The sequence below is a fragment of the Lentzea sp. JNUCC 0626 genome (genome assembly GCF_043632865.1).
GTDB lineage: Bacteria > Actinomycetota > Actinomycetes > Mycobacteriales > Pseudonocardiaceae > Lentzea.
Genome location: NZ_CP171635.1, coordinates 34666 through 59552, shown reverse-complemented (window position 1 = coordinate 59552; position 24887 = coordinate 34666). Strand labels below are relative to the sequence as shown.

The 24887-nt window shown below is 68.5% G+C and carries 30 protein-coding genes; 12 read left to right on the top strand and 18 right to left on the bottom strand.

The window, feature by feature from the left end:
* The first annotated feature begins 64 nt into the window (after positions 1–64).
* From JNUCC0626_RS00300 to JNUCC0626_RS00290, 3 genes are read left to right on the top strand one after another with little or no spacing between them, the layout of a single operon-like run.
* The gene (locus JNUCC0626_RS00300; protein WP_394617585.1) at positions 65–994 is read left to right on the top strand and encodes an ABC transporter ATP-binding protein; all 930 of its coding nucleotides are present in this window, start codon (positions 65–67) and stop codon (positions 992–994) included.
* On the top strand, positions 991–1749 hold the full coding sequence (locus tag JNUCC0626_RS00295; RefSeq protein WP_394617584.1) for an ABC transporter permease: 759 nt from the start codon (positions 991–993) through the stop codon (positions 1747–1749). The genes JNUCC0626_RS00300 and JNUCC0626_RS00295 overlap by 4 nt, the downstream gene beginning before the upstream one ends.
* Before the next feature lie 19 nt (positions 1750–1768).
* The gene (locus JNUCC0626_RS00290) at positions 1769–2686 is read left to right on the top strand and encodes a COX15/CtaA family protein (RefSeq protein WP_394617583.1); all 918 of its coding nucleotides are present in this window, start codon (positions 1769–1771) and stop codon (positions 2684–2686) included.
* On the opposite strand, the gene JNUCC0626_RS00285 is transcribed toward JNUCC0626_RS00290, so the two are convergent.
* The 10 genes from JNUCC0626_RS00285 to JNUCC0626_RS00240 all read right to left on the bottom strand — a co-directional run bounded on the left by JNUCC0626_RS00285 (position 2665) and on the right by JNUCC0626_RS00240 (position 9859).
* Complete coding sequence (locus tag JNUCC0626_RS00285) at positions 2665–3768, bottom strand: ankyrin repeat domain-containing protein (RefSeq protein ID WP_394617582.1); 1104 nt, start codon at positions 3766–3768, stop codon at positions 2665–2667. The genes JNUCC0626_RS00290 and JNUCC0626_RS00285 overlap by 22 nt on opposite strands.
* 9 nt (positions 3769–3777) lie before the next feature.
* On the bottom strand, positions 3778–4242 hold the full coding sequence (locus tag JNUCC0626_RS00280; protein WP_382445098.1) for a GbsR/MarR family transcriptional regulator: 465 nt from the start codon (positions 4240–4242) through the stop codon (positions 3778–3780).
* Positions 4243–4450: 208 nt separating this feature from the next.
* Positions 4451–4618: a DUF397 domain-containing protein gene (locus JNUCC0626_RS00275; protein ID WP_394617581.1), complete on the bottom strand. Its 168-nt coding sequence runs from the start codon at positions 4616–4618 to the stop codon at positions 4451–4453.
* Positions 4619–4666: 48 nt separating this feature from the next.
* Positions 4667–4834, bottom strand: a complete 168-nt coding sequence (locus JNUCC0626_RS00270) for a DUF397 domain-containing protein (RefSeq protein WP_394617580.1) — start codon at positions 4832–4834, stop codon at positions 4667–4669.
* Positions 4835–4859: 25 nt separating this feature from the next.
* Positions 4860–5276: a DUF5753 domain-containing protein gene (locus JNUCC0626_RS00265; protein WP_394617579.1), complete on the bottom strand. Its 417-nt coding sequence runs from the start codon at positions 5274–5276 to the stop codon at positions 4860–4862.
* Complete coding sequence (locus JNUCC0626_RS00260) at positions 5273–5401, bottom strand: hypothetical protein (protein ID WP_394617578.1); 129 nt, start codon at positions 5399–5401, stop codon at positions 5273–5275. Before JNUCC0626_RS00260 ends, JNUCC0626_RS00265 begins: the two co-directional genes overlap by 4 nt.
* A 222-nt stretch (positions 5402–5623) precedes the next feature.
* Positions 5624–6241 carry a GTP-binding protein gene (locus JNUCC0626_RS00255; RefSeq protein WP_394617577.1) on the bottom strand — a complete coding sequence of 206 codons (618 nt, stop codon included), beginning with the start codon at positions 6239–6241 and terminating at the stop codon, positions 5624–5626.
* The gene (locus JNUCC0626_RS00250; RefSeq protein WP_394617576.1) at positions 6222–6695 is read right to left on the bottom strand and encodes a DUF742 domain-containing protein; all 474 of its coding nucleotides are present in this window, start codon (positions 6693–6695) and stop codon (positions 6222–6224) included. Before JNUCC0626_RS00250 ends, JNUCC0626_RS00255 begins: the two co-directional genes overlap by 20 nt.
* A gap of 78 nt (positions 6696–6773) precedes the next feature.
* Positions 6774–7193 carry a roadblock/LC7 domain-containing protein gene (locus JNUCC0626_RS00245; protein ID WP_394617575.1) on the bottom strand — a complete coding sequence of 140 codons (420 nt, stop codon included), beginning with the start codon at positions 7191–7193 and terminating at the stop codon, positions 6774–6776.
* The gene (locus JNUCC0626_RS00240; RefSeq protein ID WP_394617574.1) at positions 7190–9859 is read right to left on the bottom strand and encodes a sensor histidine kinase; all 2670 of its coding nucleotides are present in this window, start codon (positions 9857–9859) and stop codon (positions 7190–7192) included. Before JNUCC0626_RS00240 ends, JNUCC0626_RS00245 begins: the two co-directional genes overlap by 4 nt.
* Positions 9860–10192: 333 nt before the next feature.
* Here JNUCC0626_RS00240 and JNUCC0626_RS00235 point away from each other — a divergent pair, with 333 nt between their 5' ends.
* Complete coding sequence (locus tag JNUCC0626_RS00235) at positions 10193–10603, top strand: DUF485 domain-containing protein (RefSeq protein WP_285641298.1); 411 nt, start codon at positions 10193–10195, stop codon at positions 10601–10603.
* Positions 10600–12177: a solute symporter family protein gene (locus JNUCC0626_RS00230; RefSeq protein WP_394617573.1), complete on the top strand. Its 1578-nt coding sequence runs from the start codon at positions 10600–10602 to the stop codon at positions 12175–12177. Before JNUCC0626_RS00235 ends, JNUCC0626_RS00230 begins: the two co-directional genes overlap by 4 nt.
* Here JNUCC0626_RS00230 and JNUCC0626_RS00225 read toward each other — a convergent pair.
* From JNUCC0626_RS00225 to JNUCC0626_RS00215, 3 genes are all read right to left on the bottom strand, one after another.
* Positions 12163–12951, bottom strand: coding sequence for an alpha/beta fold hydrolase (locus JNUCC0626_RS00225; RefSeq protein ID WP_394617572.1), 789 nt, complete (start codon positions 12949–12951; stop codon positions 12163–12165). The two genes, JNUCC0626_RS00230 and JNUCC0626_RS00225, sit on opposite strands and share 15 nt — an antisense overlap.
* Positions 12952–13049: 98 nt before the next feature.
* Entirely contained in the window at positions 13050–13901 is an 852-nt protein-coding gene (locus tag JNUCC0626_RS00220; protein ID WP_394617571.1) for a hypothetical protein, read from the bottom strand.
* Positions 13898–14188, bottom strand: a complete 291-nt coding sequence (locus tag JNUCC0626_RS00215; RefSeq protein ID WP_394617570.1) for a hypothetical protein — start codon at positions 14186–14188, stop codon at positions 13898–13900. The genes JNUCC0626_RS00220 and JNUCC0626_RS00215 overlap by 4 nt, the downstream gene beginning before the upstream one ends.
* Positions 14189–14224: 36 nt before the next feature.
* On the opposite strand from JNUCC0626_RS00215, the gene JNUCC0626_RS00210 reads away from it, so the two are divergent.
* Together JNUCC0626_RS00210 and JNUCC0626_RS00205 are read left to right on the top strand one after the other, a co-directional pair.
* Entirely contained in the window at positions 14225–15805 is a 1581-nt protein-coding gene (locus tag JNUCC0626_RS00210) for a DUF885 domain-containing protein (protein ID WP_394617569.1), read from the top strand.
* 15 nt (positions 15806–15820) lie between these two features.
* The gene (locus JNUCC0626_RS00205; protein ID WP_394617568.1) at positions 15821–16144 is read left to right on the top strand and encodes a hypothetical protein; all 324 of its coding nucleotides are present in this window, start codon (positions 15821–15823) and stop codon (positions 16142–16144) included.
* On the opposite strand, the gene JNUCC0626_RS00200 is transcribed toward JNUCC0626_RS00205, so the two are convergent.
* Positions 16141–16929, bottom strand: a complete 789-nt coding sequence (locus JNUCC0626_RS00200) for a glycoside hydrolase family protein (protein ID WP_394617567.1) — start codon at positions 16927–16929, stop codon at positions 16141–16143. The two genes, JNUCC0626_RS00205 and JNUCC0626_RS00200, sit on opposite strands and share 4 nt — an antisense overlap.
* A 133-nt stretch (positions 16930–17062) precedes the next feature.
* Between JNUCC0626_RS00200 and JNUCC0626_RS00195 the strand changes: the two genes are divergently transcribed.
* Positions 17063–18004, top strand: coding sequence for a quinone oxidoreductase family protein (locus JNUCC0626_RS00195; RefSeq protein ID WP_394617566.1), 942 nt, complete (start codon positions 17063–17065; stop codon positions 18002–18004).
* Positions 18005–18064: 60 nt separating this feature from the next.
* Here JNUCC0626_RS00195 and JNUCC0626_RS00190 read toward each other — a convergent pair whose 3' ends face one another.
* Positions 18065–18598, bottom strand: coding sequence for an FKBP-type peptidyl-prolyl cis-trans isomerase (locus tag JNUCC0626_RS00190; RefSeq protein WP_394617565.1), 534 nt, complete (start codon positions 18596–18598; stop codon positions 18065–18067).
* Between the two features lie 319 nt (positions 18599–18917).
* Here JNUCC0626_RS00190 and JNUCC0626_RS00185 point away from each other — a divergent pair, with 319 nt between their 5' ends.
* The 4 genes from JNUCC0626_RS00185 (at position 18918) to JNUCC0626_RS00170 (ending at position 21623) form a co-directional block, all read left to right on the top strand.
* The gene (locus tag JNUCC0626_RS00185; RefSeq protein ID WP_394622274.1) at positions 18918–19931 is read left to right on the top strand and encodes a hypothetical protein; all 1014 of its coding nucleotides are present in this window, start codon (positions 18918–18920) and stop codon (positions 19929–19931) included.
* A 6-nt stretch (positions 19932–19937) separates the two neighbouring features.
* Positions 19938–20585 (top strand): hypothetical protein, encoded by a 648-nt coding sequence (locus JNUCC0626_RS00180; RefSeq protein WP_394617564.1) that lies wholly within the window; start codon positions 19938–19940, stop codon positions 20583–20585.
* A gap of 61 nt (positions 20586–20646) precedes the next feature.
* Positions 20647–21297 carry an HD family phosphohydrolase gene (locus JNUCC0626_RS00175; RefSeq protein ID WP_394622273.1) on the top strand — a complete coding sequence of 217 codons (651 nt, stop codon included), beginning with the start codon at positions 20647–20649 and terminating at the stop codon, positions 21295–21297.
* Entirely contained in the window at positions 21261–21623 is a 363-nt protein-coding gene (locus JNUCC0626_RS00170; RefSeq protein ID WP_394617563.1) for a hypothetical protein, read from the top strand. Before JNUCC0626_RS00175 ends, JNUCC0626_RS00170 begins: the two co-directional genes overlap by 37 nt.
* Here the strand turns inward: JNUCC0626_RS00170 and JNUCC0626_RS00165 are convergent.
* The 3 genes from JNUCC0626_RS00165 to JNUCC0626_RS00155 are packed head-to-tail and all read right to left on the bottom strand — an operon-like array spanning position 21607 to position 24867.
* Complete coding sequence (locus JNUCC0626_RS00165) at positions 21607–21855, bottom strand: three-helix bundle dimerization domain-containing protein (protein ID WP_394617562.1); 249 nt, start codon at positions 21853–21855, stop codon at positions 21607–21609. The two genes, JNUCC0626_RS00170 and JNUCC0626_RS00165, sit on opposite strands and share 17 nt — an antisense overlap.
* Positions 21856–21887: 32 nt before the next feature.
* A complete protein-coding gene (locus tag JNUCC0626_RS00160; protein WP_394617561.1) occupies positions 21888–23921 on the bottom strand; it encodes a hypothetical protein in 2034 nt (677 codons plus the stop codon).
* 22 nt (positions 23922–23943) lie between these two features.
* Positions 23944–24867 (bottom strand): heme o synthase, encoded by a 924-nt coding sequence (locus JNUCC0626_RS00155; RefSeq protein ID WP_285641277.1) that lies wholly within the window; start codon positions 24865–24867, stop codon positions 23944–23946.
* Positions 24868–24887: the final 20 nt, after the last annotated feature.

Genomic DNA, 24887 nt, shown 5'->3' with positions numbered 1-24887 from the left:
TTCAGGAATGGGCCGAATGACCCAACTGAGTGCCGGACGCCCCGACCGCCTAGGCTGCGTGCCTGTGAGCCCGAATCCCCAGCCTGCGGTGGAAGTGTCGGGGCTGGTCAAGAGATACGGCTCGAAGACCGCCGTCGACGGCCTCGACCTCGTTCAGCAGCCCGGCACCGTTCTCGCCCTGCTCGGGCCCAACGGCGCGGGCAAGACGACGACGGTCGAGATCTGCGAGGGGTTCCGCCGCGCCGACGACGGCTCGGTGCGCGTGCTCGGCCTCGCGCCCGGCGACGAGAAGCTCCGGCCGCGCATCGGCGTGATGCCGCAGGGCGGTGGCGGTTATCCCGGCATCCGCGCCGAGGAGATGCTGAACCTCGTCGCCGCTTGTGCCGCGAATCCGCTCGACCCCAAGTGGCTCATCGAGGTCCTCGGACTGGGCGGTGCCACGCGCACCCCGTACAAGAGGTTGTCGGGCGGCCAGCAGCAACGACTGTCGCTCGCGTGCGCGTTGATCGGCCGCCCCGAACTCGTGTTCCTCGACGAACCCACCGCCGGCATGGACCCGCAGGCACGCCGCCTCGTCTGGGACCTGGTGGCGGCCTTGAAGGACGACGGCGTGGCCGTGCTGCTGACGACGCACCTCATGGACGAGGCCGAGTCGCTCGCGGACGACGTCGTGATCATCGACGAGGGCCGCGTCGTCGCGCAGGGCACGCCCGCCGAACTGACCGCGAACCGGCCGGACGACCAGCAGCTGCGGTTCCGCGCCCGGCCCGGCCTCGACACCACGTTGCTGTCCGCCGCACTGCCCGAGGGCCTGAAGGTGCGCGAGGCGACGCGGGGCGGCTACGTCGTGGAGGGTCTGATCGACCCGCAGGTCGTCTCGACCGTCACGTCGTGGTGCGCGCAGCAGGGCGTGCTGGCCGAGGAGCTGACCGTGGCCAAGCGCAGCCTCGAAGACGTTTTCCTGGAGCTGACCGGCAGGGAGCTGCGTTCGTGACCACCTTCGCTCCCGGCACGTTCAAGCCCGCGCCCGGCCGCGGGTCGTTGCCCCGCATGCTCTTCACGCACGCCCGCACCGAGGCGATGCTGACGTTGCGCAACGGCGAGCAGATCCTGCTGACGGTGATCATCCCGCTGGCGTTGCTGGTCGCGCTGTCGCTGATGTCGGTGATCCCGATGCCGGAACCGCGCGTCGGGTCCGCGACGGCCCGGATCTTCGCGCTGGCGATCATTTCTTCCGCGTTCACCGGGCAGGCCATCGCGCTCGGGTTCGACCGGCGTTATGGCGTGCTGAAGCGGCTTTCCGCGTCGGCGTTGCCCCGGTGGCTGCTGGTCGCCGGGCGGGTGTGCGGCGCGCTGGTCGTCGTCGCTCTGCAGATCGTGTTGCTGGCCGTCACGGCGTTGCTGCTGGGCTGGCGGTTCCCGTTGGCCGGACTGCCTTGGGTCGTGCTGCTGATCGTGCTGGGCACGTTGACGTTCGGCGCGTTGGGCGTGCTGCTCGGCGGTGCGTTGCGCGCGGAGATCGTGCTGGCGCTGGCGAACATCATCTGGTTCGTGCTGCTGATGGTCGGCGGGGTGGCGTTGAGCGTGCCTGTGTCGTTCGTGCACCTGCTGCCGTCCGCCGCGCTCGCCCAGGCGCTGGAAACCTCTGTGGTGCACGGCACTGCGCCCGGTGTGGGCCCCGTCGCAGTCCTCGTGGCCTGGGGCGTTGTCGCGGGCGCATTGGCTACCCGGACGACGAAGCTGACATAACGCCACCTACGATCGGGGGGTGTCGAAGCTGACCGCCTTCCTCGTGTCCTGGCAGCGCGCGTTCGCGATTGCCGTCGTCGTCGCACAGGCCGGAATCGCGGTCACCGGCTCGATCGTCCGCGTCACCGGCTCCGGGCTCGGCTGCCCGACGTGGCCGCAGTGCGTCGAGGGCAGCGTCGTCCCGGTGGAACACCCCGAGGTCGCCGCGCTGCACCAGTGGGTCGAGTTCGGCAACCGCACGCTGACCGGAGTCGTCGGCATCATCGCGGGCCTGTGCGTGCTGGCCGCGTGGTTCCACCTCCCCCGCCGTCGCCGGGTGCTGGTGCTGTCGCTCGTGCAGCTCGTGGGTGTGGCGGTGCAGGCGGTCGTCGGTGGCATCACCGTGCTGACCGGGCTGGCCTGGTACACCGTGTCGATCCACTTCATGATCTCGATGGGTCTCGTGTGGATGGCCGTGCTGCTCGTCAGCTCGCTGCGCGAAGGTGACGGTCCCGCCCGGCTGAAGGTGCCGGCGCCGTTGATGAAGCTCCAGGTCGTCATGGCGGTCGTGCTGGGCGCGCTGCTGCTCGCGGGCACGTGGGTGACCGCCGCCGGTCCGCACGCCGGTGACGCCTCGACGCCGCGCCTGGGCGTGGAGGTCGCGACGCTCGCGCAGATCCACGCCGACCTGCTGTTCCTGTTCCTGGGCCTGCTGATCTCGGTCGGGTTCTTCGTGCGCACCCGCACTTACTGGACGCTTGTCGGCGTCGTGCTCGCGCAGGGCGTGCTGGGCATGGTCCAGTACTGGACCGGGGTGCCCGAGGTGCTCGTGTCGATCCACGTGCTCGGCGCGGGTGCCGTTGTCGTTGCCACGGCGGCGCTCTGGACGTCTTCGCGCGAACGCACGCACGAGGTCGAGCTGCCCGCCTCCGACGATCAGGCGCTCAGCAAGGCCTGAGCGTCGCCCTGGTCGTTGTGGCCGGCCCAGTTCGCGGGCGTGGCCTCGAAGTTGGCGTCGGTGATGGTCCGGTCGGCGCCCGCGTCCAGCAGGATCCTGATCACCGGCAGGTGGCCGCGTTCGGCGGCGAGGTGCAGCGCCGTGACGCCCTCGCCGTGCATCGGACCGCCGAACCCCGTGCGCTGGTTGGGATTCGCGCCCAGATCGAGCAACGTGCGGGTGGCGTTCTCCAGCCCGCACCAGGCCGCCCAGGCCAGCGCCGTGCCGCGGTAGACGTCCGCGTCGATCCGGGCGCCGCGCTTGAGCAGGTCACCGAAGACCTCGGTGCGGTCGTTGCGGGCGGCCCACGACAACGCCTCGTCCAGCACCTCTTGCGGGTCGTTGGTCGGCCACCAGCGCGGGAAACCGCTGTGCGGCCGGTAGTAGCCGCGGTGCGCCTCGGGTTCCGACGCCAGGCCGAGGTCGCCCAGGCCGGCGGCGGTGCGCAGGTTCGGCGGGTGGATTCCGTGCTGTGCCAGGAGTTCCGCGGTCTTCTGGTTGCCCCAGAACAACGCGACGGTGAGCGGGGTGCCGCCCTCGCCGCGCGCTTCGAGGTCGGTGCGGGCTTGGCGGCTCAGCAGCAGTTCGGCCAGGTGCGGCAGGTTCGCGTAGGCCGTCTGGTGCAACGCCGTCCAGCCGTGGACGTTCTGGTGGTCGACGTCCGCGCCGTCGTCGAGCAGCACCTCGACGAGGCGTTCGTCGCACTTGGCGGTGGCGAGGCCGAGCAGGTCGTTCCCGTTGGTACCGCTGGCTTTCACGAGCCACGGGTCGCGCGTGATGATCGCCTTGAGCTCGCCGGGGTTCTGCATCTCGATGGCCTGGTAGGCGCGGGCGAACGGGCGCGGCTTGCGGATGTTCGCCTTGAGCGCCTTCCAGTCCTCGCAGCCGTGGGCCTGCGCGAGCACCATGTGCGCGCCCTCGTCCGTCAGCGGAACGTCGTCGAAGACCTCCAGCGCACCGGGCACGCCGTCCCACGCGGAGGCGAGCAGACCGTGCGCTCGCTCCTCGTAGTACTCGATGTCATCGCGAAACGGGTGCCACATGGCACCACGCTACTTCGGTGCGGCAGGCCTGCGCTCCCACAAAGCGGGCAGTTCCTCTGAGAGCCAACCGTAGAGGTTGTCGACGGCCTTGAGCCGCTGCGCGCGCTCCGGATCGCCGCTGAGCAACCGCATGCCGTCGTCGGTCAGCAGCTGCACGCTCGCGATGGCGGTGAACTTGCGCTGGATGAAGTCGGTCCAGGCCTTCTCGTTGATCCGGTACTCGGCCGCCTGCCTGCCCCGGCGGGTCCGCTTGGTCACGAGGCCGACGTTGACCAGGTACTTCAGGTTCGTGCTGATCGACCCGCTGCTGGCCTCGAGCTCCTGGGACAGCTCGGCGGCCGTGCGCTCGACCGGCTGGCACACCAGCAGGTACCCGAGGATGCGACCACCGATCAGCGGGATGCCCTCCTCGGCGAAGTGGGCCGCGAACCGCTCGATCCAGGCCGACAGCCTGGTCTCCCGCCCGACGCTCATCAGTGATCCCTTTCGGTCGACACTGAAACTATCGTAGCGATCTTGTCAACGGGTGCGGGCGCGGTGGAGCAGCACGCGACCGCAGGTGAGGTCACGCGCCGGTGTGCGACTGGTGCTGGAAGACGTCGGACTCCTGCCAACGGACGCAGGTGGGGCGCTCGGCAGACATCGCCCGACTTCCCTGGGGGTATCAGCAGCGGCTGGACTCCTAGCGAGCGGAATCGACCTTCACGGCCGAGAGGAACGCCGTCCAGGCGTTCGCCGACATCGGCAGGTGCGCGGTCGGTGCCTTGCTGTCGCGAACGCCGACACCTCGCCCCACCTCGACGCAGTTGTCAGCGGTGCTGCTGTAGCTGCTCTTGCGCCAGTTGGTCATCGGAACCCTCCATGTGGTCCAGGTAGACAATGGGCGGCCCATGGACGACTAACGGGCCGAGTCACCCTTCACCGTCGAGAGGAAGGCGGTCCACGCCATCGCCGACAACGGCAGGTGCGTGGCCGGGGCCTTGCTGTCCCGGACGCCGACGCCCCGCCCCACCTCGACGCAGTTGTCCGCGGTCGCGCTGTAGCTGCTCTTGCGCCAGTTGGTCATTGAAGACCCTCCAAGATGTTGTCGATCACCGCCCTCGATTGTCCCGATCCAGCGCAACGGCGGCGAGGCGCTTCACCCGCTCCTCGTACAACGCGATGGTTTGCTTGTCGTCGACGAACAATCCGCAGTTCAACGTGTCCAGGAAGACGACGTACTGGCGCACAGACACCCGCAGCAGGTGCGCCAACTGCTCACGCCAGACCTCTTCGCCGCCCACCGGCAGCAGCAGCGCGTTCTCGTGCACGTAGAAGGTGAACGTGCGGCCAGGCCGCAGGATCTCCGCTCGCGCGAGCCTCGCTGCCGCGATCTTCGGGACGTCCTTCTTCTCGATCGGCCCGGCCTCGGTGACGAGACAGGTGTAGTCGGGCGTCTGAAGCACTCCCGGCACCAGGACCACGGAGGAGGCGATGACTTCGTTGGACTCCCGCTCGTGGTTGATCAATGTCCGAAGTAGATCGGGACGCCGTCGTCAGCGAAGAGGATGAATCCCTTGTCCTGCGCTTCCACGTACAAGGCGATCATGTGCTGCCGTTCCGCCAGCGACAGGCGGCAGTAGGCCAGCAGCACCTCGACCTCTCGGACAGTTTCGACTCGTCCCAGTCCAGCTCCACGGCCAGACCGCGCTGCGTCATTCCGGTCTTGGCGATCGCGGTTTTGGGCATGCGAAAAAGCTAGGAGACAAACATCTCCCAGCTCCATCGTTCCAGCTCAAATAGCCCTGAAAGAGGGCCGCTTGGAGAATCTCCAAGCGGCACAACGAGTTCGTTTGCGCGAACCCGGCCGCGAAAGTCAGCAGACCGGGGCGAGCGGGGTGGTCTCGTCCGGGCCGGGGCGGCGGCGCCAGCGGTCCAGTTTGGCGTGTTCCGTGAGCGAGATCAGCGTTTCGCGCACCGAGAGCCGCACGCGCGGATCGCAGGTCAGCACCGGAACTTCGGGCGAGATGCCCATTCCCCGGATGATGGCCGAGACGTCCGAGCGGACAGACGCGTGCACGTTGTTCAGCGCCAGCACGTACGGAATGTTGTGGTCCTCGAAGTACCGCATCGCGTCGACCGAGTCGGCCGGGCGCATCACGTCGAAGAGCACCACGGCACCCACGGCGCCGCGCACCACGTCGATCCAGCCCGCGCGGGGGTCCTGCCACTGCGGGGCCACGAAGAGGTGCAGCGCGAGTCCGGGCTCCAGCCACACGCGGCCGAACTGGATGCGCACCAGTTCCGTCACGCCGCCGGCACGTTCCGGCGCGAGTGAACTCATCGTCAGGAGATCGTTCTCCACGATGGACCTGATGAAAGTGCTCTTGCCCACGCCGAAGCCACCGGCGACGACAATCTTGGCCGAGGTCAGCTCCCGACCGGGCGGCCCTGGGGGCCCGAATTCGGGAAATCTAGAGCCGACGTAGTCCACTCAGCACTCTCTCCATCAACCCGAGGTCCGGCGTGTCACCGCCTGCGGAAGCGGTCTGGTGCACGTCCACCAGACCTCGTTCCGCCATGTCGCCGAGCAGCACTTTCACGACCCCCAGCGGGAGGCGCATCAGTGCGGCCACTTCCGCGACGGATCGCGGTGAGTGACACAACTCGACAACGCGTTGGTGCTCAGCCTGCAAGATACCCGCAGACTGCCGACTCTGATCATTGGCGGAGACAAGTGTCTCGATCTCGAGGTGAATGTTCGACCGAGTGCGCCCACCCGTCCAGGCATATGCACGAACGATCGAGGCGTCGGCCGCGTCCGAAAGGACGGAGTCGAACGCCGGAACGACTTCTTGCTGCGGTGCAACGGGTGTGGCATCCCGCGCGGGCACGTCATCGGACGAGCGCGGTCGCTTTCGGCCCGAGTCCAGGGAAAACCCGTTCATCAGGTCGGCGAACGTCTGCTCGGCGGGCGTCTCGGCCCGCCTTCGTCGTCGGTGCGCGTCAGCGGACGAACTCATGGATCACCTCACGCTGTGCAGCTGCGCTCGCAGTTCGGGGGTGAGGATCTGGCCCACCTGGTCGACGACCACGGTCATCTCGTAGGCCACTTGACCGACATCGCTGTCGGGGGCGGCGAGTACCGCCAAACAAGACCCGTCTCGAATGGACATGAGGAGCATGATCCCGTAGTCCATCTCGACCACGGTGCGCAACACTCCGCCACCTTCGAAGCAACGTGAAGCGCTCAGCGTGAGCGCCACGACGCCTGAGGCGATGGCGGACAACTGGTCAGCTCGCTCCGGCGGCAGAGCTGTCGACTTGGTGAGCAGCAGGCCGTCCACCGAGATCACGATGGCGTGGGCGACACCGGCCACGCGATCGGCGAAGTTCGTGATCAACCAGCCGAACTGGTCGATCTGTCGCGACTGCGGCGTGCTCATGCCTTCTCCCCGTTGTACTGGCCGTTCCCCTGGCCGTTGCCGTTCCCGCCGCCACCGAGCGGCGCCTGGCGCAGGCCCGTCTGGTAGCTCGCGAGAAAGCCCCGTGCCCGCTCCGGATCGCGCTTCGGACCCGCGGCGGGACGTGTCCCGGTCTCGGGACGTTCGGCGAGATCGGGGAGCAGGTTCTTACGCGGTGCCCGTTTCGGCAACCCGGCATCGGTCTCGCCGGCGTCCGTCGCCGGGTCGCCCGCCTGTTCCCAGACGGTCCCGCCGGGCTTCTTGCCGAACCAGGATGCCACTACGGACGGTGACGGCGCGGGTGAGGGGCCCTGAGCGGGCTCGGCCGACTGCCGGTCACCGTTGACCGGTTCGCCCGAAGCGCCGCTGCCCGCGAACCACGACGACGTCATCTCATTTGGCGACGGCTCGGGCACCGGGCGGGAGCCGTTGCCGTTCGCGGTGCCGTTGGCGATGCCGTTGGTGGCGCCGTTGTGGTTGCCGTTGCGGGCGGGGCGTTGAGGCAGTGACTCGTCGATCGCGGCGCCGCGGAACGACGTCCACTCGGCCGACTCGCGGGGCTGGTCGATCGAGGGCGCCGGTTCCGGCGGCGGTGCCAGGTTCGGCGTCTTCACGACGACGTGGGGCGCCTTGGTGAGCGCGGGCTTCGGCTGGGGCAGCGCGGCGTGCCGGGGTCCGGCCGGGGCGGGAGCGGGTTCGTGCGAGCGGACGAGCTCGGAAGGCACGAGCACGAACGCGCGCAGGCCCTCACGGCCGTCTCCGGCCGACCGCAGCCGGACGGTGATGCCGTGGCGCCCGGCGAGCCTGCCGACGACGAACAGGCCCATCTGACGGGAGACGGGCACGTCGTCCTCGGTACCGGACGAGAGGCGCTCGTTGGCTTCGGTGAGCTCGGCAGGTCCCATGCCGATGCCCTGGTCGGCCACCTCGACCAGCACGGATCCCTGCTGGTCGAGTCGCGAGCCGATCATGACCTGGGTGGAGGGCGCGGAGAACGCGGTGGCGTTGTCCAGCAGCTCCGCGACGAGGCGGACGAGGTCGCTCGCGGCGTAGCCGACGATCTCGACCGACGGCGTCGACTTCACGACGACCCGCTGGTAGTGCTCGATCTCCGACGCGGCGGCGCGCAGCACGTCCGCGAGCGGCACGGGCTGGTGGAACCGGCGGGCGACGTCGGTGCCGGACAGCACCATCAGGTTCTCGTTGTTGCGGCGCATGCGCGTCGCGAGGTGGTCGAGCTTGAAGAGGTTCGCGAGCTGCTCGGGGTTCTCCTCGTGGCGCTCCAGCTCCTCCATGAGCTTGAGCTGGCGCTCGACGAGGCCCTGCGAGCGGCGCGACAGGTTAACGAAGATGTTCTTCATGCCGGACCGCAGCGACGACTGCTCGACGGCGGACCGGATGGCCTGCTCGTGCACGGCGTCGAACGCGCGGGCCAGCTGGCCGAACTCCTCGACCGAGTGCACGGGCACGGGTTCGATCTCGAGGTCGGGCTGGCGGTCGGCGCGGATCGCGGCGACGACCTCGGGCAGGTGGTGGTGCGCCACGTCGAGCGCGGAGCGGCGCAGTTCGGACAGCGAGCGCAGCAGGTAGCGGCCGATGACGAAGCCGAGCGTGCCGGCGATCAGCAGCATGGCCAGCAGGATGACGGCGGCGGCACCGGCCTTGTTGGACGTGTCGTCCTGGAGCCTGCCCGCGGTGCCGGCGAGTTCGTCCTGCAGTGCGCGGCTGACCTGTTCCATGAGCCTTGCCGTGGCGCCGGACGCCTTGTTCCAGTCGTCGACGGCGATGCCGAACTCGGGCGGCGGCTTGGGCTGGCCGTTCCGGGTGGCGGGCGGCGGGGTGCCTTCTGGCTGTGTGAGAGCGCGCTCAACGAACGCCGTGCGCAGCGCCACGGAGGCGCCGGTGACGGTCTGGTCGTAGGTGCGGCGCTGCTCGGTGGTGCCGATGGCCTGGAAGTCGTTGAGGCGGTCCTGGAGCCGGATGTCGGACTGCTCCAGGGCGCGGATCTCGGGGCCGAGGAGCTTGCCGCGGCCGATGCCCGCTAAGACGAGGGCGTGCTGCAGCGAGACCTGTTCCTGCGCGATGACCATGTTGTGCAGGGCCTGCGCGGTGCCGGAGATGGCGTCGTCGTTGAACTGGCCGACGAGCGCCTGTTCGAAGTCCAGCAACGACTTCACGACGGCGGAGTAGCCGGAGGTGCCGCCGGACGGGTCACCGCCGTCGCCGCCCTGCGCGACCTTCTCCCGCAGGTTCTTGAGCGTCTCCAGCTGGCCGCCGAGTTCGAGGAACCGCTGCTTCGCGACGTCGCTGACGCCGTCGGTGCGGTCGACGCGGCGGCGCACGGTCGCGGCGGCGTTGTCGGTGGCGCTGATCTGGTTCTGGTAGGCGCCCACGCCGGAACCGCTGGTGGCGCTCTGCGCGGCGAGCGTGCGTTCCTGCTGGACGCTGGAGATCAGCGGCGCGAGATCCGCCCGCAGCCGAACCAGGCCCTGCATCTGCACGTAGTTGTTCGACCGGTCGACGTAACCGGAGATCTGCAACGCGCCCGCGCCGACCGCCACGGCGACCGGCACCAGCAGCACGACGCCGAGCTTGACCGGCAGGCGCCAGTTGCGCCAGTCGCTGATCTTTCTCCACTCGACATTCACGAAATGATCCCCAAGGCGCGCTCGAAGTGCCCCACTATCGGCTACCTCCTGGCCTGGCGAATCCCCGCGAGTCGATGTCCCCGCAGCTCGATATCTCCATCAGCCGTATCGGGTGTGAGCGGATAGTAGGCCAGAGAGCGTGACGCGACAACGACCTGGGGCGTGCACGATCGATCACCCTGCGTCACACCCGACCTTTTGGGGTGGTCCTGCGGGTTCAGGGGATTGACTCGCCGCCACGCGTGGTTACGCTTGCGCCCTCCACCCCCGGATCGGACGCGCTGTGTGCGCGGAGCCTCGCCGGGCACTCCCCGTAACGAATGCGAGCGGTTGATGACGAAGGCGCTGCCCTCCGTGTCACGCCCGGCGACGCCCGGTTTCGCGACCTTTGACGAGCCCGTTCACTCATTGCTGATCGATGGTGACGGAGAGCCGGATTACGGTGCCATCCAAACGAGTGAGGATTTCCTCGACCTCAAGCGACGGGTGAAGCGTTTCATTCTCCCGGCCACGTTGCTGTTCCTCGCTTGGTACGTCACGTTCGTATTGCTTTCCGCTTACGCCGCCGACTTCATGAGCACTCCGCTGTTCGGAACGGTGAACGTCGGCTTGACGATGGGATTCCTCCAGATCGTCACCACCATCATCATCACCATGGCGTACGCGCGTTACTCCAAAAGGAAGCTCGACCCGCAGGTCGACAAGGTGCGCGCACTCGCGGAAACCGACGAGGAGCTCGCGTGACCGGGGCGAACACCGCGATCAACCTGTCCGTGTTCGGCGTATTCGTCCTGCTGACGCTCTACATCGTCTACCGGGCGTCGACTCGCAACGTCAGCGCGTCGGACTACTACGCCGCAGGCAGCAGCTTCACGGGCACGCAGAACGGCATTGCACTCTCGGGTGACTTCCTGTCCGCGGCGTCGTTCCTGGGCATCTCCGGCGCCATCGCCGTGAACGGCTACGACGGCTTCATGTACTCGATCGGCTGGGTCGTGGCCTGGCTGATCGGCCTGATGCTGATCTCCGAACGACTGCGCAACACCGGCCGCTTCACCATGGGCGACGTGATGGCGTTCCGCATGCGCCAGCGCCCCGTGCGCGCGGCCGCGGCGAACGCGACCCTGGTGATCTCGCTGTTCTACATGATCGCGCAGATGGCGGGCGCCGGCGGCCTGATGGCGTTGCTGCTGGACGTGCACAGCAAGATCGGCCAGTCGATCATCATCGCGGTCGTGGGCATCGTCATGGTGCTGTACGTGCTGGTGGGCGGCATGAAGGGCACCACCTGGGTGCAGATCATCAAGGCCGTGCTGCTGATCCTGTCGGTGTCTCTTTTGACGATCTTCCTGATCGGCAAGTTCGGCTTCGACTTCTCGTCGATGCTCGACCGCGCGTCGCAGCAGTCGCCGTTGGGCGAGGCGGTGCTGGCGCCGGGCGTGAAGTACGGCGCCTCGGACCTGTCGAAGATCGACTTCATCTCGCTGGCGCTGGCCCTGGTGCTCGGTACCGCTTCACTGCCGCACGTGCTGATGCGCTTCTACACCGTGCCCAACGCGCGCGAGGCGCGTAAGTCGGTCGTGTGGGCCACCTGGATGATGGCGATCTTCTACTCGTGCGTGCTCGTCATCGGCTTCGGCGCGATGGCCCTCGTCGGTACCGACAAGATCACCAGCGCTCCCGGCGGCGAGAACTCCGCCGCGCCGTTGCTGGCGTTCCAGGTGGGCGGCACTGTGTTGCTGGGCATCGTGTGCGCGGTGGCGTTCGCGACGATCCTGGCCGTGGTCGCCGGTCTGACTCTGACAGCCTCTGCTTCCTTTGCGCACGACGTCTACGCCAACGTGATCAAGCACGGTGAGGCCGATCCGCGCGACGAGGTACGTGTCGCTCGTGTGACGGCCGTGTGTGTCGGGGTTTTGGCGATCGTCGGTGGCATCGCGGCCAACGGTCAGAACGTTGCCTTCTTGGTCGCACTGGCGTTCGCCCTGGCTGCTTCGGCCAACCTGCCCACGTTGCTGTACTCGCTGTTCTGGAAGCGGTTCAACACCCGTGGCACGTTGTGGAGCATCTACGGCGGGTTGACGTCGTGTGTGCTGCTGATCGTCTTCTCCCCCGCGATCTCGGGCTCGAAGTCGTCGGTGTTCCCGGACGCCGACTTCGCGTTCTTCCCGCTGTCGAACCCCGGCATCGTATCGATCCCGCTGTCGTTCCTGGCCGGGTTCCTCGGGACGGTGCTGGGCGGGGAGAAGGCGGACCCGGCCAAGCAGGCGGAGATGGAAGTCCGCGGGCTGACCGGGCTCGGGTCAGGCCTGCGCTAGCAGTTGGTCCACGGCCTTGTTGAAGGTGTCTGGGCGTTCCAGGTTCGGCATGTGGGCGGCGCCTTCGACGATCTCGAGGGTTTTCGGGGCCTGAATGCGCTCGTGCATGTACTCGGCGTCTTTCACCGGGGTGTACTCGTCGTCGCTGCCCACGATCACCAGCGTGGGCACGGTGATTTTGGCGAGGGTGGCGGTGTAGTCGGGGCGTTCGGCCCTTCCTCTCAGCGCGGCGGCGGCACCTTGTGGTGGTGCGTTGTGCATGAGTCCTGCGACGAACTCGGCTGCTTCGGGGTTGTGGCGCGCCACCATCTTCCACTTGACCTCGGTGGCGTACCCGGACATGCCTTCGGCGAGCAGGCGGTCGGCCATGGCGTTGCGGTTTCTCCGGCCCTCTTCGGTCTCGGACTGGGCGAAGGTGTCGGCGAGGATCAGTGCTTTGATGCGTTCGGGGAAGTCTTGGGCGCACTGCATGACGATCTGGCCGCCCATGGAGAGGCCGCCGAGCACGAACTTGTCGACGTTGAGGTGGTCGAGCAGGCCTTTGATGTCTTGAGCGAAGACGTCGAGGGTGGTGATGCCGGGGACGACGGTGGACGCGCCGTAGCCGCGGAGGTCGGCGGCGATCACCCTCCAGCCACGCGCGCTGAAGTGCTCGACCTGCGGGTGCCACATCGTGCGGTCGAAGGGGTGGCCGTGCACGAGCACCAGCACGTCTTCGCCGGTGCCCGTGTCGTCGTAGCCGATGGTGATGCCGTTGACGTTCGCCGTGGTCATGATCCGACCGTAGCGCGGGCGGTCAGACGGGTGCGTCGTGGCGCCGCGAGGTGCCCTGCTGAGGGTGGATTACCTCGCCAACGTTCCGAGAAGCACCACTAGTGCCTGGCGGCGGCTTCCTGGATCGCCTTGCTGAAGCGGGACGCCGCCGCGTCGTCGGTGAACTTGAAGCCGAGCGTCGGCTCCACGAGTTCGAGTTCGAGCAGCAGCGGGGTGCCGTCGGGGCCCTCCACCACGTCCACGCGGGCGTAGAGGAAGTCCTTGCGCTGCAACGAGAGGAGCTCGGCCGCCGTGTCGAGCACCTGCTCGCCGAGGGCGATCTGGGTGGCGGTCGGCTCGATCGCGCGGAGCTTCTCCTCCACGTACAGGCCGGACTCCGCCTCGGCCAGGCCCTGGGCCAGCATCGGTCCTTTGTGGAACGAGTGGGAGTACTCGCCCGCGCAGAACACCAGCGCGGTCTCGCCGTGGGCGTCCACACTGGACTGGTAGGGCTGGATCAGCGCCTTGACGCCCAGCGCTTCGAAGTGCGCGCGGGCGGCGGTGTGGTCGGTGAACCTCGCCGCGCCCTTGGAGCCGGCGCCGACCGAGGGCTTCACGACGAACTCGCCGTCCGGGAAGGTCGGCTCCTCCCCCGGCGCGACGACGGCCGTGGGCACCACCGGGACGCCGCGCGCGGAGAGTTCGACGAGGTAGGCCTTGTCGATGTTCCAGCGGACCACGGTGGCCGGGTTCGCGAGGGCGGGGACGCTGTCGCACCACGCCAGGAAGGCGTCGAGGTGGTCGGGGTAGTCCCAGGTCGCGCGCAGGACGACCAGGTCGGCGTCGGCAGCACCGTCGTTCCACGGCTGCCAGGCGACGTCGACGCCGTCCCGTTGCAACGCGGCCACCAGCGAGGCCTCGTCGCCGTCTCCCCCGGGCAGGCCCGCGCAGGAGGCGAGCACGACTCTCATGACTGCATCTTGGCCATCTTGCGGCGGTGCGCCGGGCCGATGTTGGTGGCGGCCGTGGTCTCGCGGTCCCACTCGGCGGCCTCGACGCCGGCGGCGGCCTCAACGACCGCGGTGGCCGTCTCGACGTCCTTCGTCATCACGTCACCCATCGCGCCGTCCGCGCCGACCAGCACGATGCGCGCGCCGGCGCGGCCGATCGGTGCGATCACGGCCCTGACCGCCGTGTCCGGCTTGCCGTGGGCCTTCACGAACTCGGCGATGCGCTTCTGCGCGGTTTGATCAGACACCCCCACACTGTAAAACCACCGGGTAGCTTCGTCCGGGTGACCACCGACACGCTCACGTCGTTCCTCGCCTGGTACTTCGATCGGAACCCTCTTCGCGCCGCTCATGCCGGTTCGTTGGAGCACTACTCCACCTTCGGGGACTTCTCCTCCCAAGCGTTCGAGCAGCAGGCGAGGGAGAACGGGGAGTGGATCGCCCGGCTGGAGCCGTTGCCGCGGTCCGTGGACCGGGATCTCGCGCTGTCGGTGTTGCGCGGGTCGGCGGCCATGGAGGCGTCGCCCGGCTGGCGGCGGGATCCGAGCGAGTACTCCGGGATCGTGTTCTTCGGGTTGCTGGCGCCGTTCCTGCACCGGTTGTTGCCCGAGGCGGAACTGGTGGCGGTCACGGTCGCCAAGTTGCGGGAGGTGCCGTCGATCCTCGCCGCGGCCGAGGCGAACCTCGATCCGGCGTTGGCGTCGCCGTTGGTCGTGCGGCGGGCGTTGGACCAGGTGCGGACGGCGCGGGGGTTCCTGCTGGAGGCGTTGCCGCGGGAGGCGCCGGGGTTCAGCGCCGAGCTCGCGGAGGCCGCAGGGCCTGCCGCGGACGCGTTCGACCGGCACGCGCTCTTCCTGGAGGACCTCGCTGTCCGGGCCACCGGGGACTGGCGGCTGGGCGAGAAGCTCTACTCGACGTTGTTGCAGGACAAGGAGATGCTCGGCTACGGGTCGCCCGAGCTGCACCAGCGCGGGCAGGACGCGTACGCGGCGCTGGAGGCCGAGCTGATCGAACTCGCCGGGTCGTCCGACTGGCGGACGGCGATCACGGCGTTGCAGGACGACCACCCGCCCACGATGGAGGCGCTGCTCGCCGAGTACCAGGCCGAGACGGCGCGGGCACGCCAAGCGTTGGTCGACCACGACCTCGTGACGTTGCCCGAAGAAGAGGAGTGCTACGTCGTGCCGGCGCCGGCGTTCCACCGCGCGGTCACGGCTGTGGCGAGTTACCTCGGGCCGCCGCCGCTGACGCCTCGGCGCACCGGCTACTTCTTCGTGCCGTTCACGCCCGAGGGCGCGTCCGGCGAGCAGGTGTCGCAACGGCTGCGCGCCAACTCGCGGTCGCAGCTGCCGACGGTCTCGGTGCACGAGGCGTACCCCGGCCACCACTGGCACAGCGCGTGGGTCGCGGCGCAGGGCTCGGCGCACCCGCTGCGCAAGGTGTTCCGGACGTCGTACTTCTCCGAGGGCTGGGCGCTCTACTCGGAGAAGCTGCTGCGCGAGGTCGGTTTCTACACGTCCAAAGAAGCGGTCATGGGGCACGTCCAAGCGCGGCTCTTCCGGGCGGCGCGGATGATCGTCGACACGGCGTTGCACTGCGGCGACATGACGCCCGAGGAGGCGGAGGCGTTCATGGTGGCGCGGACGGGCCTCACGCCCGCGACCGCGACGAGCGAGGTCAAGCGGTACTGCGCGTGGCCGACGCAGGCGCCGTCGTACCTGACCGGGGCGTTGGAGATCGACCTGATCCGCGACGAGTACCTGAACGCGAACCTGGGGTCGTTGCGCGAGTTCCACGACCGGATCGCCGGATCGGGTGCGTTGCCGCTCGGCCTCGCGCGCCGGGTGGCCCTCGGCGAGGAGTAGGACGACAGTGGAGTCGTGCACACGACCTACGACGACGGCCTGATCGTCTGCGGGGACGAGGAACTGGTGATCCGCCGGTACTACTTCCCCTTCGCGCGACCCAAACGCGTGCGGTACCACCGGATCCGGTCGGCGAGGCGGTTCGAGCTCACCTCGCTGACCGGCCGGTACCGCTACTGGGGCAGCGGGAACCTGAGGCAGTGGTTCAACCTGGACCCGAAGCGGCACCGCAAGCGCGAGGGCCTGGTGCTCGACCTCGGCGGGCGGATGCAGCCGGTGATCACGCCCGACGACGTCGACGCGGTGCTGGCGGTGCTCGCCGACCACGGGATCCGTTAGGCGGGTTTGTAGGCCTGCCCGGCCGCCGTGAGCGCCGTCCCGGTGGACAGACCCGTCGGACTAGTCTTCGAGGACAACGTGAACCACGCGTATCGTTCCACAAAGGACAGTCCATTGAGCATCTTCGTGGACGCCGTGATGAACGCCGTCTGCTGCGCCTGGCTCGGGTAGACCGCACGACCGGAACGCCAGTCGATCAACGCGTACTCGGTGAGCCAGATCGGCTTCTTGTAACGGTTGTAGACGTTGCGCAGGTACGACTCCAGGTGCCCGGTGGCCGCGGCCGAGAAGTCCTGGCCGTACCAGTGGATCGGGATGAAGTCGACGCGCAGGTTGCGCGCCTTCGCGCCCGCCATGAACCGGTCGAGCCAGCCGCCCGCGACGTCACCGCCGAACGCGACGCCCGGCGCGCCGAGTCGCAGGCCGGTGCTTTGCAGGCGTGGCCACAGGTCCAGCGCCCGTTCGACGGTCATGTTGGCCTGGCCCGGCATGTCGGGTTCGTTGAAGCCGAGGAGCTGGCGGCCGTTGGCCTTGGCCTTGTTCAGCTCGGCGTCGGTCACGCTGGCCGCGCCCCAGATCATCGGGACGAACTCGGCGTTGCTCTGGATTCCGCGCTTGTCCGACGCCCAGGTGTAGTACCAGCGGGCGTCCAGCGCGGTCATGGCCGCGCCGGCGGGTCCGGGGTCGTCGGCCGCGTTCACGCCCTTCTTGGCGGAGGCGGCGTGCGATGGAAGCGCTCCCATGAGAAGCAGACAGGCGATCAACAGCAGGGTTGTCTTTCGCATGGGATGGTCTTACCAGGGCCGCGAGCTGTCTGTCATGGGGAGAACACCCAGCGTGGTGGTTCCCAGCACGCGGGACCGGGAACATCGCGGTGACGGCCTGGGTTGTGCCGGGTGAGTCGATCTAGGAGGACAGATGCCCAAGGCAGTGGTGGTGCGTTCGGCCGGTGGTCCGGAGGTGCTGGAACACGCGGACGTGCCGTCGCCCGTGCCCGGTGACGGCGAGCTGCTGGTGAAGGTGGGCGCCGCGGGCGTCAACTACATCGACACCTACCAGCGCAGCGGCCAGTACCCGGTGCCACTGCCCACCACGCTCGGCCTGGAGGGCGCGGGCGAGGTCGTCGTCAGCAACTCCCCCGACTTCGCCGTCGGCGACAAGGTCGCGTGGATGTCCGTGCTGGGCAGCTACGCGGCGGAGGTCGTCGTGCCGGCGACCGCGGCGGTGAAGGTGCCGGACGGCCTGGACGTCGAACTGGCCGCCGCCTCCCTGCTGCAGGGCATCACCGCGCACTACCTCGTGCACTCGACGTACACCGTGAAGGAAGGCGACCGGGTGCTCGTGCACGCGGCGGCCGGTGGTGTCGGGTTGCTGCTGACGCAGTGGGCGAAGTCTAAGGGCGCCACCGTCGTGGCCACCGTGTCGACGGACGAGAAGGAGGCGCTGGCCCGCGAGGCCGGGGCCGACCAGGTGCTGCGGTACGGCGACTTCGCGGCGCAGATCGAGAAGGTCGACGTCGTGTACGACGGCGTGGGCGCGTCCACGTTCGACCAGTCGCTCGCGTCGCTCAAGCCGCGCGGCATGCTGGCGTTGTTCGGGGCGTCGTCCGGGCCGGTGCCGCCGGTGGACCCGCAGCGGCTGAACGCGGCCGGGTCGGTGTACCTCACCAGGCCCTCGACCGGTGCGTACATGCTCACCCGCGAGGAGTTCGAGGGGCGGGCGGCCGACCTGTTCGACGCCATCAGGACGGGTGTGCTGAACATCCGCATCGGCGGTCGGTACAAGCTCGAAGAGGCCGGGCAGGCCCACACGGACCTCCAGTCGCGCAAGACGACCGGCAAGTTGCTGCTGCTGCCGTAAGACTCACGACGAAGGCCCGGTTCGGAAAGCTCCGAACCGGGCCTTTTCGCGTCAGAACCGTCAGGCGGCGGGGGTGACCTTCACGCCGTCGATGACGAAGACGAGCGTCTCGTTCGCCTTGATGCCCTGGCCACCGGGGCCGTAGCCCTTGGCCGGCGGCACGACGAGCAGGCGGCGGCCGTTCTCCTTGAGGCCGACGATGCCCTCGTTCCAGCCGTCGATGACCTGCGCCTGGCCGACGTTCTCCACGTCGAACGGGGCGCCGCGCTTGAAGGAGCTGTCCAGCACCTTCTTGTCGGAGAAGGTCGTGAGCTGGTAGTTGACCGTGGCCGTCGAGCCCGCCTTCACCTCGGCGCCGGTGCCGGGCACCAGGTCCTTGATGAGGAGTTCCTCGGTGGGCTTGCAGGACGGGATCTCGACCGTGGGCGCCTTCCCGAAGTCGCCGCTGACCTTGAAGTCGTCGACCTTGCACGGGTTCGTGGGCGCGGCCTCGGCGGTCGTGCCGCCACCCGCGGAGGGCTGGGCCGAACCGGCGCAGCCCGCGAGGCCGGCTGCCGCCACGAGGGCCAGGGAAGCGATCAGGACGTTGCGCATGGTCGGTGAGCGTATTCGGAGCGATGTGAGCGCCGCGTAGCACCTCCGCCGAGCGGGCTAAGACACACACGGCGTGGGTGCGTTCGGGTGGGTGAGTCACCCTCATCCGCCACGTTCGGAGGTGGCGGCGACACGGTGTCACCGAAGCGCACGGATGCGGGCCATCTACAGCGCTCACGGGCGTTTATTCCGGGACTGAATGTCGCACGAATAGCAGCTTCCTTATCTTTTGACCGACGCGTACAGTAACTCCGCGCACTTGATCGGACACCGACCGCATTCGTCCGTTCGGGTAGCGACCAATCTGGTGACCCAGGAGGTGGGACACGTGTCCGCGGAGGCCGGAGGCATCCGCAGCAACCTGCTCCAGGAGTTGTTCTGGACTCGGACCGGGTTGCTCCTCCTCATACTCGTCGTCACGTCCGGCGCCTCGCTGGCCATTTCCAGTCAAATGGATTCCGGGACAGCGAGAAACCTGCTGACAGCACTGGGTACGGGCACGCTCATTTCGGCGGTCGTGAGCTTCACGCAAACGTTGATCACGTCGAAAGCGGCGCAGAAGGCACTGCTCGCGCCGGTCATCGAGGAGAGCCGCAAAGCGCTCAAAGAGCTGACCGAGGAGTACCGCGCGCTCGACCGCGAGTTCTTCCCCAGTCACGTGTTCGAGCCGACGGCCAAGCCCGACCCGGTCTTCAACCAGCTGATGATGCAGGACCTGGAACGGACCCGGCTGTACTGCTTCCGCGGGTTCGCCGGCCGGTACGCGGCGGGAAGAGTGCTGCTCAGCCAGACCGAGTGCGAGCTCAGGGCCGTGCTGGCCGATCCGCGCGACGACAACGCCATCAGCGGGCGGGCGCGTTATCTGCTGCGCAACGAAGGCGCGGACGGCGACTACGACGAGATCCAGGAACGGTTGAAGGAGCAGATCGGCATTGGCCTCGTCGGGCTGTTCGCGGCCCGCAGCCGGTGTTCCCGCATCGACGTCACCATCGTTTCGGATCCGCCGCTCGACCGGCTCGAGTTGTTCGACGACTCGGCGTGGCTCACGCTCTACAGCAACACCGCGGGAGTGCTCAGGCCGTATCCGCGCACGCTCAGGTTCACCGAAAGTTCGTTCCTTTACGCGATGGAACGCGCGGAGTTCCTGCGCATCAGCAATTCCAAGGCCGGCTACCACTTCGCCATCACGCCAGCGACTTCCCGCAACGACTTCGCGGCGCTGTTCGAGAAGGTGACCGGCGAGTCACTCACCGCGGACGGATTCGTGGAACTGGAACGCAAGTTCCACGCTTTCCGGCGCGAATTCTCCGCATCCGCTCAGTTGAGGAGCTGATCGATCTTGCTAGCCGAGTTCACCGGGTTGTCCGCGCTCGACGAGCTCGCCGCCAGGGTGCAGCGCGCCGAATTCCCGGTCGCCGACCACTGGGACGACGTCGGCACGTGGTTCCGCGACTGGGCCACCCGTCCCGAGCTCCGCAAGGAGCTGCGCGCGCACATCGACGCGCTGACACCCCAGGAGGCGACCTGGGTGATCGCGCACTCCCGCGAGACGACGACGCACTACGCCTGGTGCCTGCGCGACGTGGCGGACGAGCCGTTCACGTTCTGGCTGCACGAGTACAAACCGCTGCGCGACTGGCGCACGGGTTACGCGGACTCCGTGCACAACCACCGCTACCACTTCTGCACCACCATCCTCAGCGGCGCCTACCTGCACGAACGTTTCGACGCCCGGCTCGGCGTCGGCGGCCGCACGGTCGTCGGCACCGAACTCACGAACCGCACCCAATGCACCGAGGGAACCACCGGCACGTTGCACGCGCACGAGTTCCACCGCATCCCGCGCGCGGCCGACGGCACCATGACGTTCCTGGTCAAGTCGCGTGCGGTGAACCCGTGGAGCCTCAGCTACGACCCGGACACCGGCATCAGCCACCGGCACGTGCCCGTCGAGGACCGGCTGGAGGATCTGACGAACCATCTGTGAACGGCCACTGAGGCCACCGCTACGCGCATACCATCAGCCCACCTGGCAGGGAGGGCTGATGATGCGTACGCGCACAGAGATTCCGAGGTCTGTCATAGGGGACGTGGAGCAGCGCGTGAAGCGGCTGTGCGAGGACCTCGCCGCGAAGCTCCAGTTCCACGGGTGGCACCACGTGAGCTTCGTCCGCGACAAGTCCGTGCACTTCGCCGAACGCAACGGCGCCGCACGCGACGTCGTCGAGGTCGCGGCACTGGTGCACGACCTGAACTACATGGTCCGGCGCAACTCGCTGCCGACGGACGGCGAGGCGTTGCGGCGCAGGACGTTGTTCGTCGCGGGGGTGTCCATCGGCGACATCGAGTGGATCGAACGGATCGTGCTGGAAGCCGAGATGCGCACCCGGTCCCGGGACATCTCGCTGGAGGCGCAGGCGCTGTCCGACGCGGACACGCTGTTCAAGGCGTTGCCGGTGACTCCGGTCGTCCTGGCGCACAAGTACCTCCAGGAGAACGGCATCACGTTGCGCGAACTCGCGCACAAGATCGTGGGCGAGCAGGTGGGCAAAGCCGACGAGGGCTACTACTTTTACGACGCGGAGGCCGCCGCGACCTACACCAAGTGGGCCGAGACGAACCTCCTGTTGTGGAAGTGCATCGTTGAGTCCCTCGACGACCCGTGCGTCGAGGACCTGCTGACCAAGGTGGCGTCCTGAGCACGTTCTTCGTTCGAAACGGCACGGAGTCGGTCGCGGTCGGCGACTACGACCCGCGCGAAGCCGTCGTCGTGTGGCATGAGGTGTTCAACGAGGTTTGGGCGCCTCTGCCCGACGACAACGTTGTCGAGCTGCCTCGAGCTCTTGTCGCGCAGCTCGTCAAAGCCGATCCGGCCCGCATGCACGACGTCGCGCTCTCGTGGGCGCCCCTCGTCGGCATGGGCTTCCACGAGGCGTTCGCACACCTCGTGGAGTTGTCCGCTTTGGCCCGCACGGCCGTGAGCCGCGCGGACACCGTGTGCCTGGAGGTCACTTCGCCGGCGTGAGGCCGACCTTCTGCTGCACGGGCATCGTGATGCCAACGGCGGCGAACACCAGTTCACGCGATGCGCGCCGCACGGTCAGCACGGCCAGATAGGACTCCACCGTGGCCGTGCGCCGAAGGTCGTGAAACGCCCCAACGGCAGCATCGACGATCAGGTCACCGTCCACCCGGTCACCGAAGCGGTGCACCAGCTCCGCGATCGCCTGGTTCAACTGGACCTGCGAGTTCACCATGACCGAGCAAACGATCGGGCGGGCCCGCCGGTTCAGCGTGCGCGCAGATCGGCACTTCCGTGCAACGCGTACGCGAGCCCGAGCACGTTGCCGCGGCTGAGCATCTCCCACCGCACCTGCCGCACCGCCTCCCCCGCGCCCATCCCGGACCCGACCCGCGCCAGCAGCATGCCGGTGACCCACCCGGCCATGTCCTGCGGCACCGCCTCTTCCGGACACACCACACCGGACGCGCCGTGCTCCACGAACGACCGCACCAGCCCGACCATCGGTGACGTCCCCACCACCAACGGCTTGCGCACGGGCCAATGCGGCTGCGGCCACACCCCCGCGCTGTCCCACCGTGCGACCTCCTCGGCGTCGAGGAACCCCTCACGGAAGTGCAGGTGCACGACGTCCATGGTCTCGCCGGCCAGCACCCGGCCGAGCTCTTCCGGCGTCACGTAGGCGGACGTGACGGAGTGCGGCGGGATCTGCGACATCAACTCGGTGACGTGCCGCTCGGTCAGGCCGCGGTCCATCCCGGCGTCCACGGCCATCGAGACCTCGAACGGCCACGGGCGCGGCGAGATGCGCTGGATCAGAGGGCCCGCGGGGTGTTCGAGGATGCTCGACAGGCCCCAGAAACCGAAGGGGCACAGGACGTTGCCGCTGTGGTCGTGGACCGGGCAGTGGGGAGGGATCGGGCCGCCCGCGCCGAACGGACCGAACTGGCCGACGGAGGCGCAGAGGCGGTGGGGGCCGTCGGTGAAGGGGAGGTCGTAGATCAACGGCCAGCGCACGCCGCTGGAAGGGGACGGGGCAGCGGCGGCGATGACCACTCCGGCCGGGCGTCCGGTCACGCGAGCGGCGTGCCGGATGGCCGCAGCGGGGTCGGAGCCGGCGGCTGACCGGCCGACGTCACCTGCCGCGTGCCGCCCACCCCCTTCCGCGAAGAGGTGCGCGTACACCTCGGCCCCCTGCCGGGCGAGGAATGCCAGGTCCGTGCAGTAGGCCGGAAAGTCCTTGCCGTACCAGGGATCCAGTCCGGAAGTCGCGGGCAGCCCCATCGAAACCCCGGCCGTGCTCACCCACGAGGGCACGTCCCCGGACGCGACCAGCGCCCGTTCCCCGACCTCCAGCACCGACACCGCCCGCGCGGCGGGCAGGTCGGCGAACGTCCCCGACAACCGCAACCGAGTCGTGGTCCGCGGCTCGCCGGCACCCACCGGCAGCACCACCTGCTGCGCGTGCACCGGCACCACACCGAAGTAGATGACCAGTTCACCGGACCACGGCACCGAGGCGTACGGCGTGGTGACCTCGAAGTTCACCCACGCACTGGGCCCCTCGGCGGGCAGCATGAACACCTCGGACACCACCGGCCGCCCGGACATGCTCAGCACGGCCCGCAGCTTGAGGTCGTCGGCGAGCACCGGCCCGTCCCCGACCCGCACCCACACCTCGTACGACGCCCCGGGCCGCAACGCCCCGGCGATCCCCTGCGTGGCCCCTGGAAGCGCGACCACGACGGACACCGGACGGTCCGCGACGACGGGCGGCGCGGGCAACGACGTGTAGGTCATCTGGCCGCGGCGCTCCAGTTCGCGGAACTGCCACAGGGCGTCCTCGACCCGGACCGCACCGGAAGCACGCGGCACGGCCAGCACCACGTGCGGCGCGCTCCACCCCACGACGACCGACGAGGTGTCCACTCCGGACACCCAGTTGTGCACGGCGGTGAACAGCACGACCGGACGGCCGAGAGCGCGCAACGACGCGACCAGCGCGGCCGAGTCCCAGGAGCGCGAGTCGTGCAGAACCACCACGTCGCCTGGGACGTCCGCGAGCGAGGGCAACCCCGAAGCCGACGGGAAGTGCCGGAGATCCAGGACAGCGCACCGCAGCGGGCGCACGGCCGTCGCGACCACGGTGGACCCGGCGGAACCGACCGCGAGCCCCGCGCTGACCTGCGCCCACCCGCCCGGATCGGTGATCACGACGAGCGAGGAGGCGGGGGTCAGGGCCGCGACGAAGTCCAGTGGTGAACCTTCACCACCGGTGACGGTGAACTCAACGGGCGCCACAGCCGTACGACTGGAAGTGCAGCTAGAACGGCCAGCCAAGCACCGGCAACCCGACCACGGCGTCCACGGCGAGACCGCAGAACACGAGCATCAGGTAGAGGTTCGACATGTGGAAGAACTTCATCGTGTTGGTGGATCCGCCACGACGAACAACGTTGTGCAGCTTGTGCGCGAAGATCGCGAACCACAGGCCCGAGGCGGCCGCCACCGACACGTAGATCCAGGAGGTGACGGGGGCGAGCGCGAGCGTGCAGACGACGGTGATCCAGCTGTAGATCACGATCTGCCGCGTCACCTGCGCAGCTGTGGCCACCACGGGCAGCATCGGCACGCCTGCGCGGGCGTAGTCCTCCTTGAACTTCATCGCGAGGGCCCAGGTGTGCGGCGGCGTCCAGAAGAAGATGACGCCGAACATGACCAGGGCGGGCCACTCGACCGTGCCCGTCACCGCGCTCCAGCCGATGATCACCGGCATGCAGCCCGCCATGCCGCCCCAGATGATGTTCTGGGAGGTGCGGCGCTTGAGCACGAGCGTGTAGACGAAGATGTAGAAGAGGATGGTCGCCACCGCGAACGCGGCCGACATCAGGTTGACGAAGATCCACAGGAACGCGAACGAGACGATTCCGAGGACGACGCCGAAGATCAGGGCGTTGCGCGGCGGAATGGCGTTGTGCGCGAGTGGACGGGCCGCCGTCCGCTTCATCACCGAGTCGATGTCGGCGTCGACGAAGCAGTTGAGGGCATTTGCCGACCCCGCGGCGAGCGTGCCGCCGGTCAGGGTGCAGGCGATCAGCCACAACGGGGGCAGGCCGTGCTGGGCCAGCAGCATCGCCGGGATCGTGGTGATCAGCAGGAGCTCGATGACGCGCGGCTTGGTGAGGGCGACGTAGGCGCCTACAACTTGGCGGGGCGACCTGTTCGGGGCCTCGAGGACCGCACTCATCGCGTGAACGCTCCTGGTGT

Excerpts from the sequence above, each read along its gene's own strand:
- JNUCC0626_RS00155 (WP_285641277.1), bottom strand. The coding sequence starts at position 24,867 with ATGAGTGCGGTCCTCGAGGCCCCGAACAGGTCGCCCCGCCAAGTTGTA.
- JNUCC0626_RS00275 (WP_394617581.1), bottom strand. The coding sequence starts at position 4,618 with ATGACCAACTGGCGCAAGAGCAGCTACAGCAGCACCGCTGACAACTGC.
- JNUCC0626_RS00165 (WP_394617562.1), bottom strand. The coding sequence starts at position 21,855 with ATGGTGAACTCGCAGGTCCAGTTGAACCAGGCGATCGCGGAGCTGGTG.
- JNUCC0626_RS00175 (WP_394622273.1), top strand. The coding sequence starts at position 20,647 with ATGCGTACGCGCACAGAGATTCCGAGGTCTGTCATAGGGGACGTGGAG.
- JNUCC0626_RS00225 (WP_394617572.1), bottom strand. The coding sequence starts at position 12,951 with ATGACCACGGCGAACGTCAACGGCATCACCATCGGCTACGACGACACG.
- JNUCC0626_RS00245 (WP_394617575.1), bottom strand. The coding sequence starts at position 7,193 with ATGAGCACGCCGCAGTCGCGACAGATCGACCAGTTCGGCTGGTTGATC.
- JNUCC0626_RS00190 (WP_394617565.1), bottom strand. The coding sequence starts at position 18,598 with ATGCGCAACGTCCTGATCGCTTCCCTGGCCCTCGTGGCGGCAGCCGGC.
- JNUCC0626_RS00285 (WP_394617582.1), bottom strand. The coding sequence starts at position 3,768 with ATGTGGCACCCGTTTCGCGATGACATCGAGTACTACGAGGAGCGAGCG.
- JNUCC0626_RS00195 (WP_394617566.1), top strand. The coding sequence starts at position 17,063 with ATGCCCAAGGCAGTGGTGGTGCGTTCGGCCGGTGGTCCGGAGGTGCTG.
- JNUCC0626_RS00200 (WP_394617567.1), bottom strand. The coding sequence starts at position 16,929 with ATGCGAAAGACAACCCTGCTGTTGATCGCCTGTCTGCTTCTCATGGGA.
- JNUCC0626_RS00250 (WP_394617576.1), bottom strand. The coding sequence starts at position 6,695 with ATGAACGGGTTTTCCCTGGACTCGGGCCGAAAGCGACCGCGCTCGTCC.
- JNUCC0626_RS00235 (WP_285641298.1), top strand. The coding sequence starts at position 10,193 with ATGACGAAGGCGCTGCCCTCCGTGTCACGCCCGGCGACGCCCGGTTTC.
- JNUCC0626_RS00280 (WP_382445098.1), bottom strand. The coding sequence starts at position 4,242 with ATGAGCGTCGGGCGGGAGACCAGGCTGTCGGCCTGGATCGAGCGGTTC.
- JNUCC0626_RS00270 (WP_394617580.1), bottom strand. The coding sequence starts at position 4,834 with ATGACCAACTGGCGCAAGAGCAGCTACAGCGCGACCGCGGACAACTGC.
- JNUCC0626_RS00220 (WP_394617571.1), bottom strand. The coding sequence starts at position 13,901 with ATGAGAGTCGTGCTCGCCTCCTGCGCGGGCCTGCCCGGGGGAGACGGC.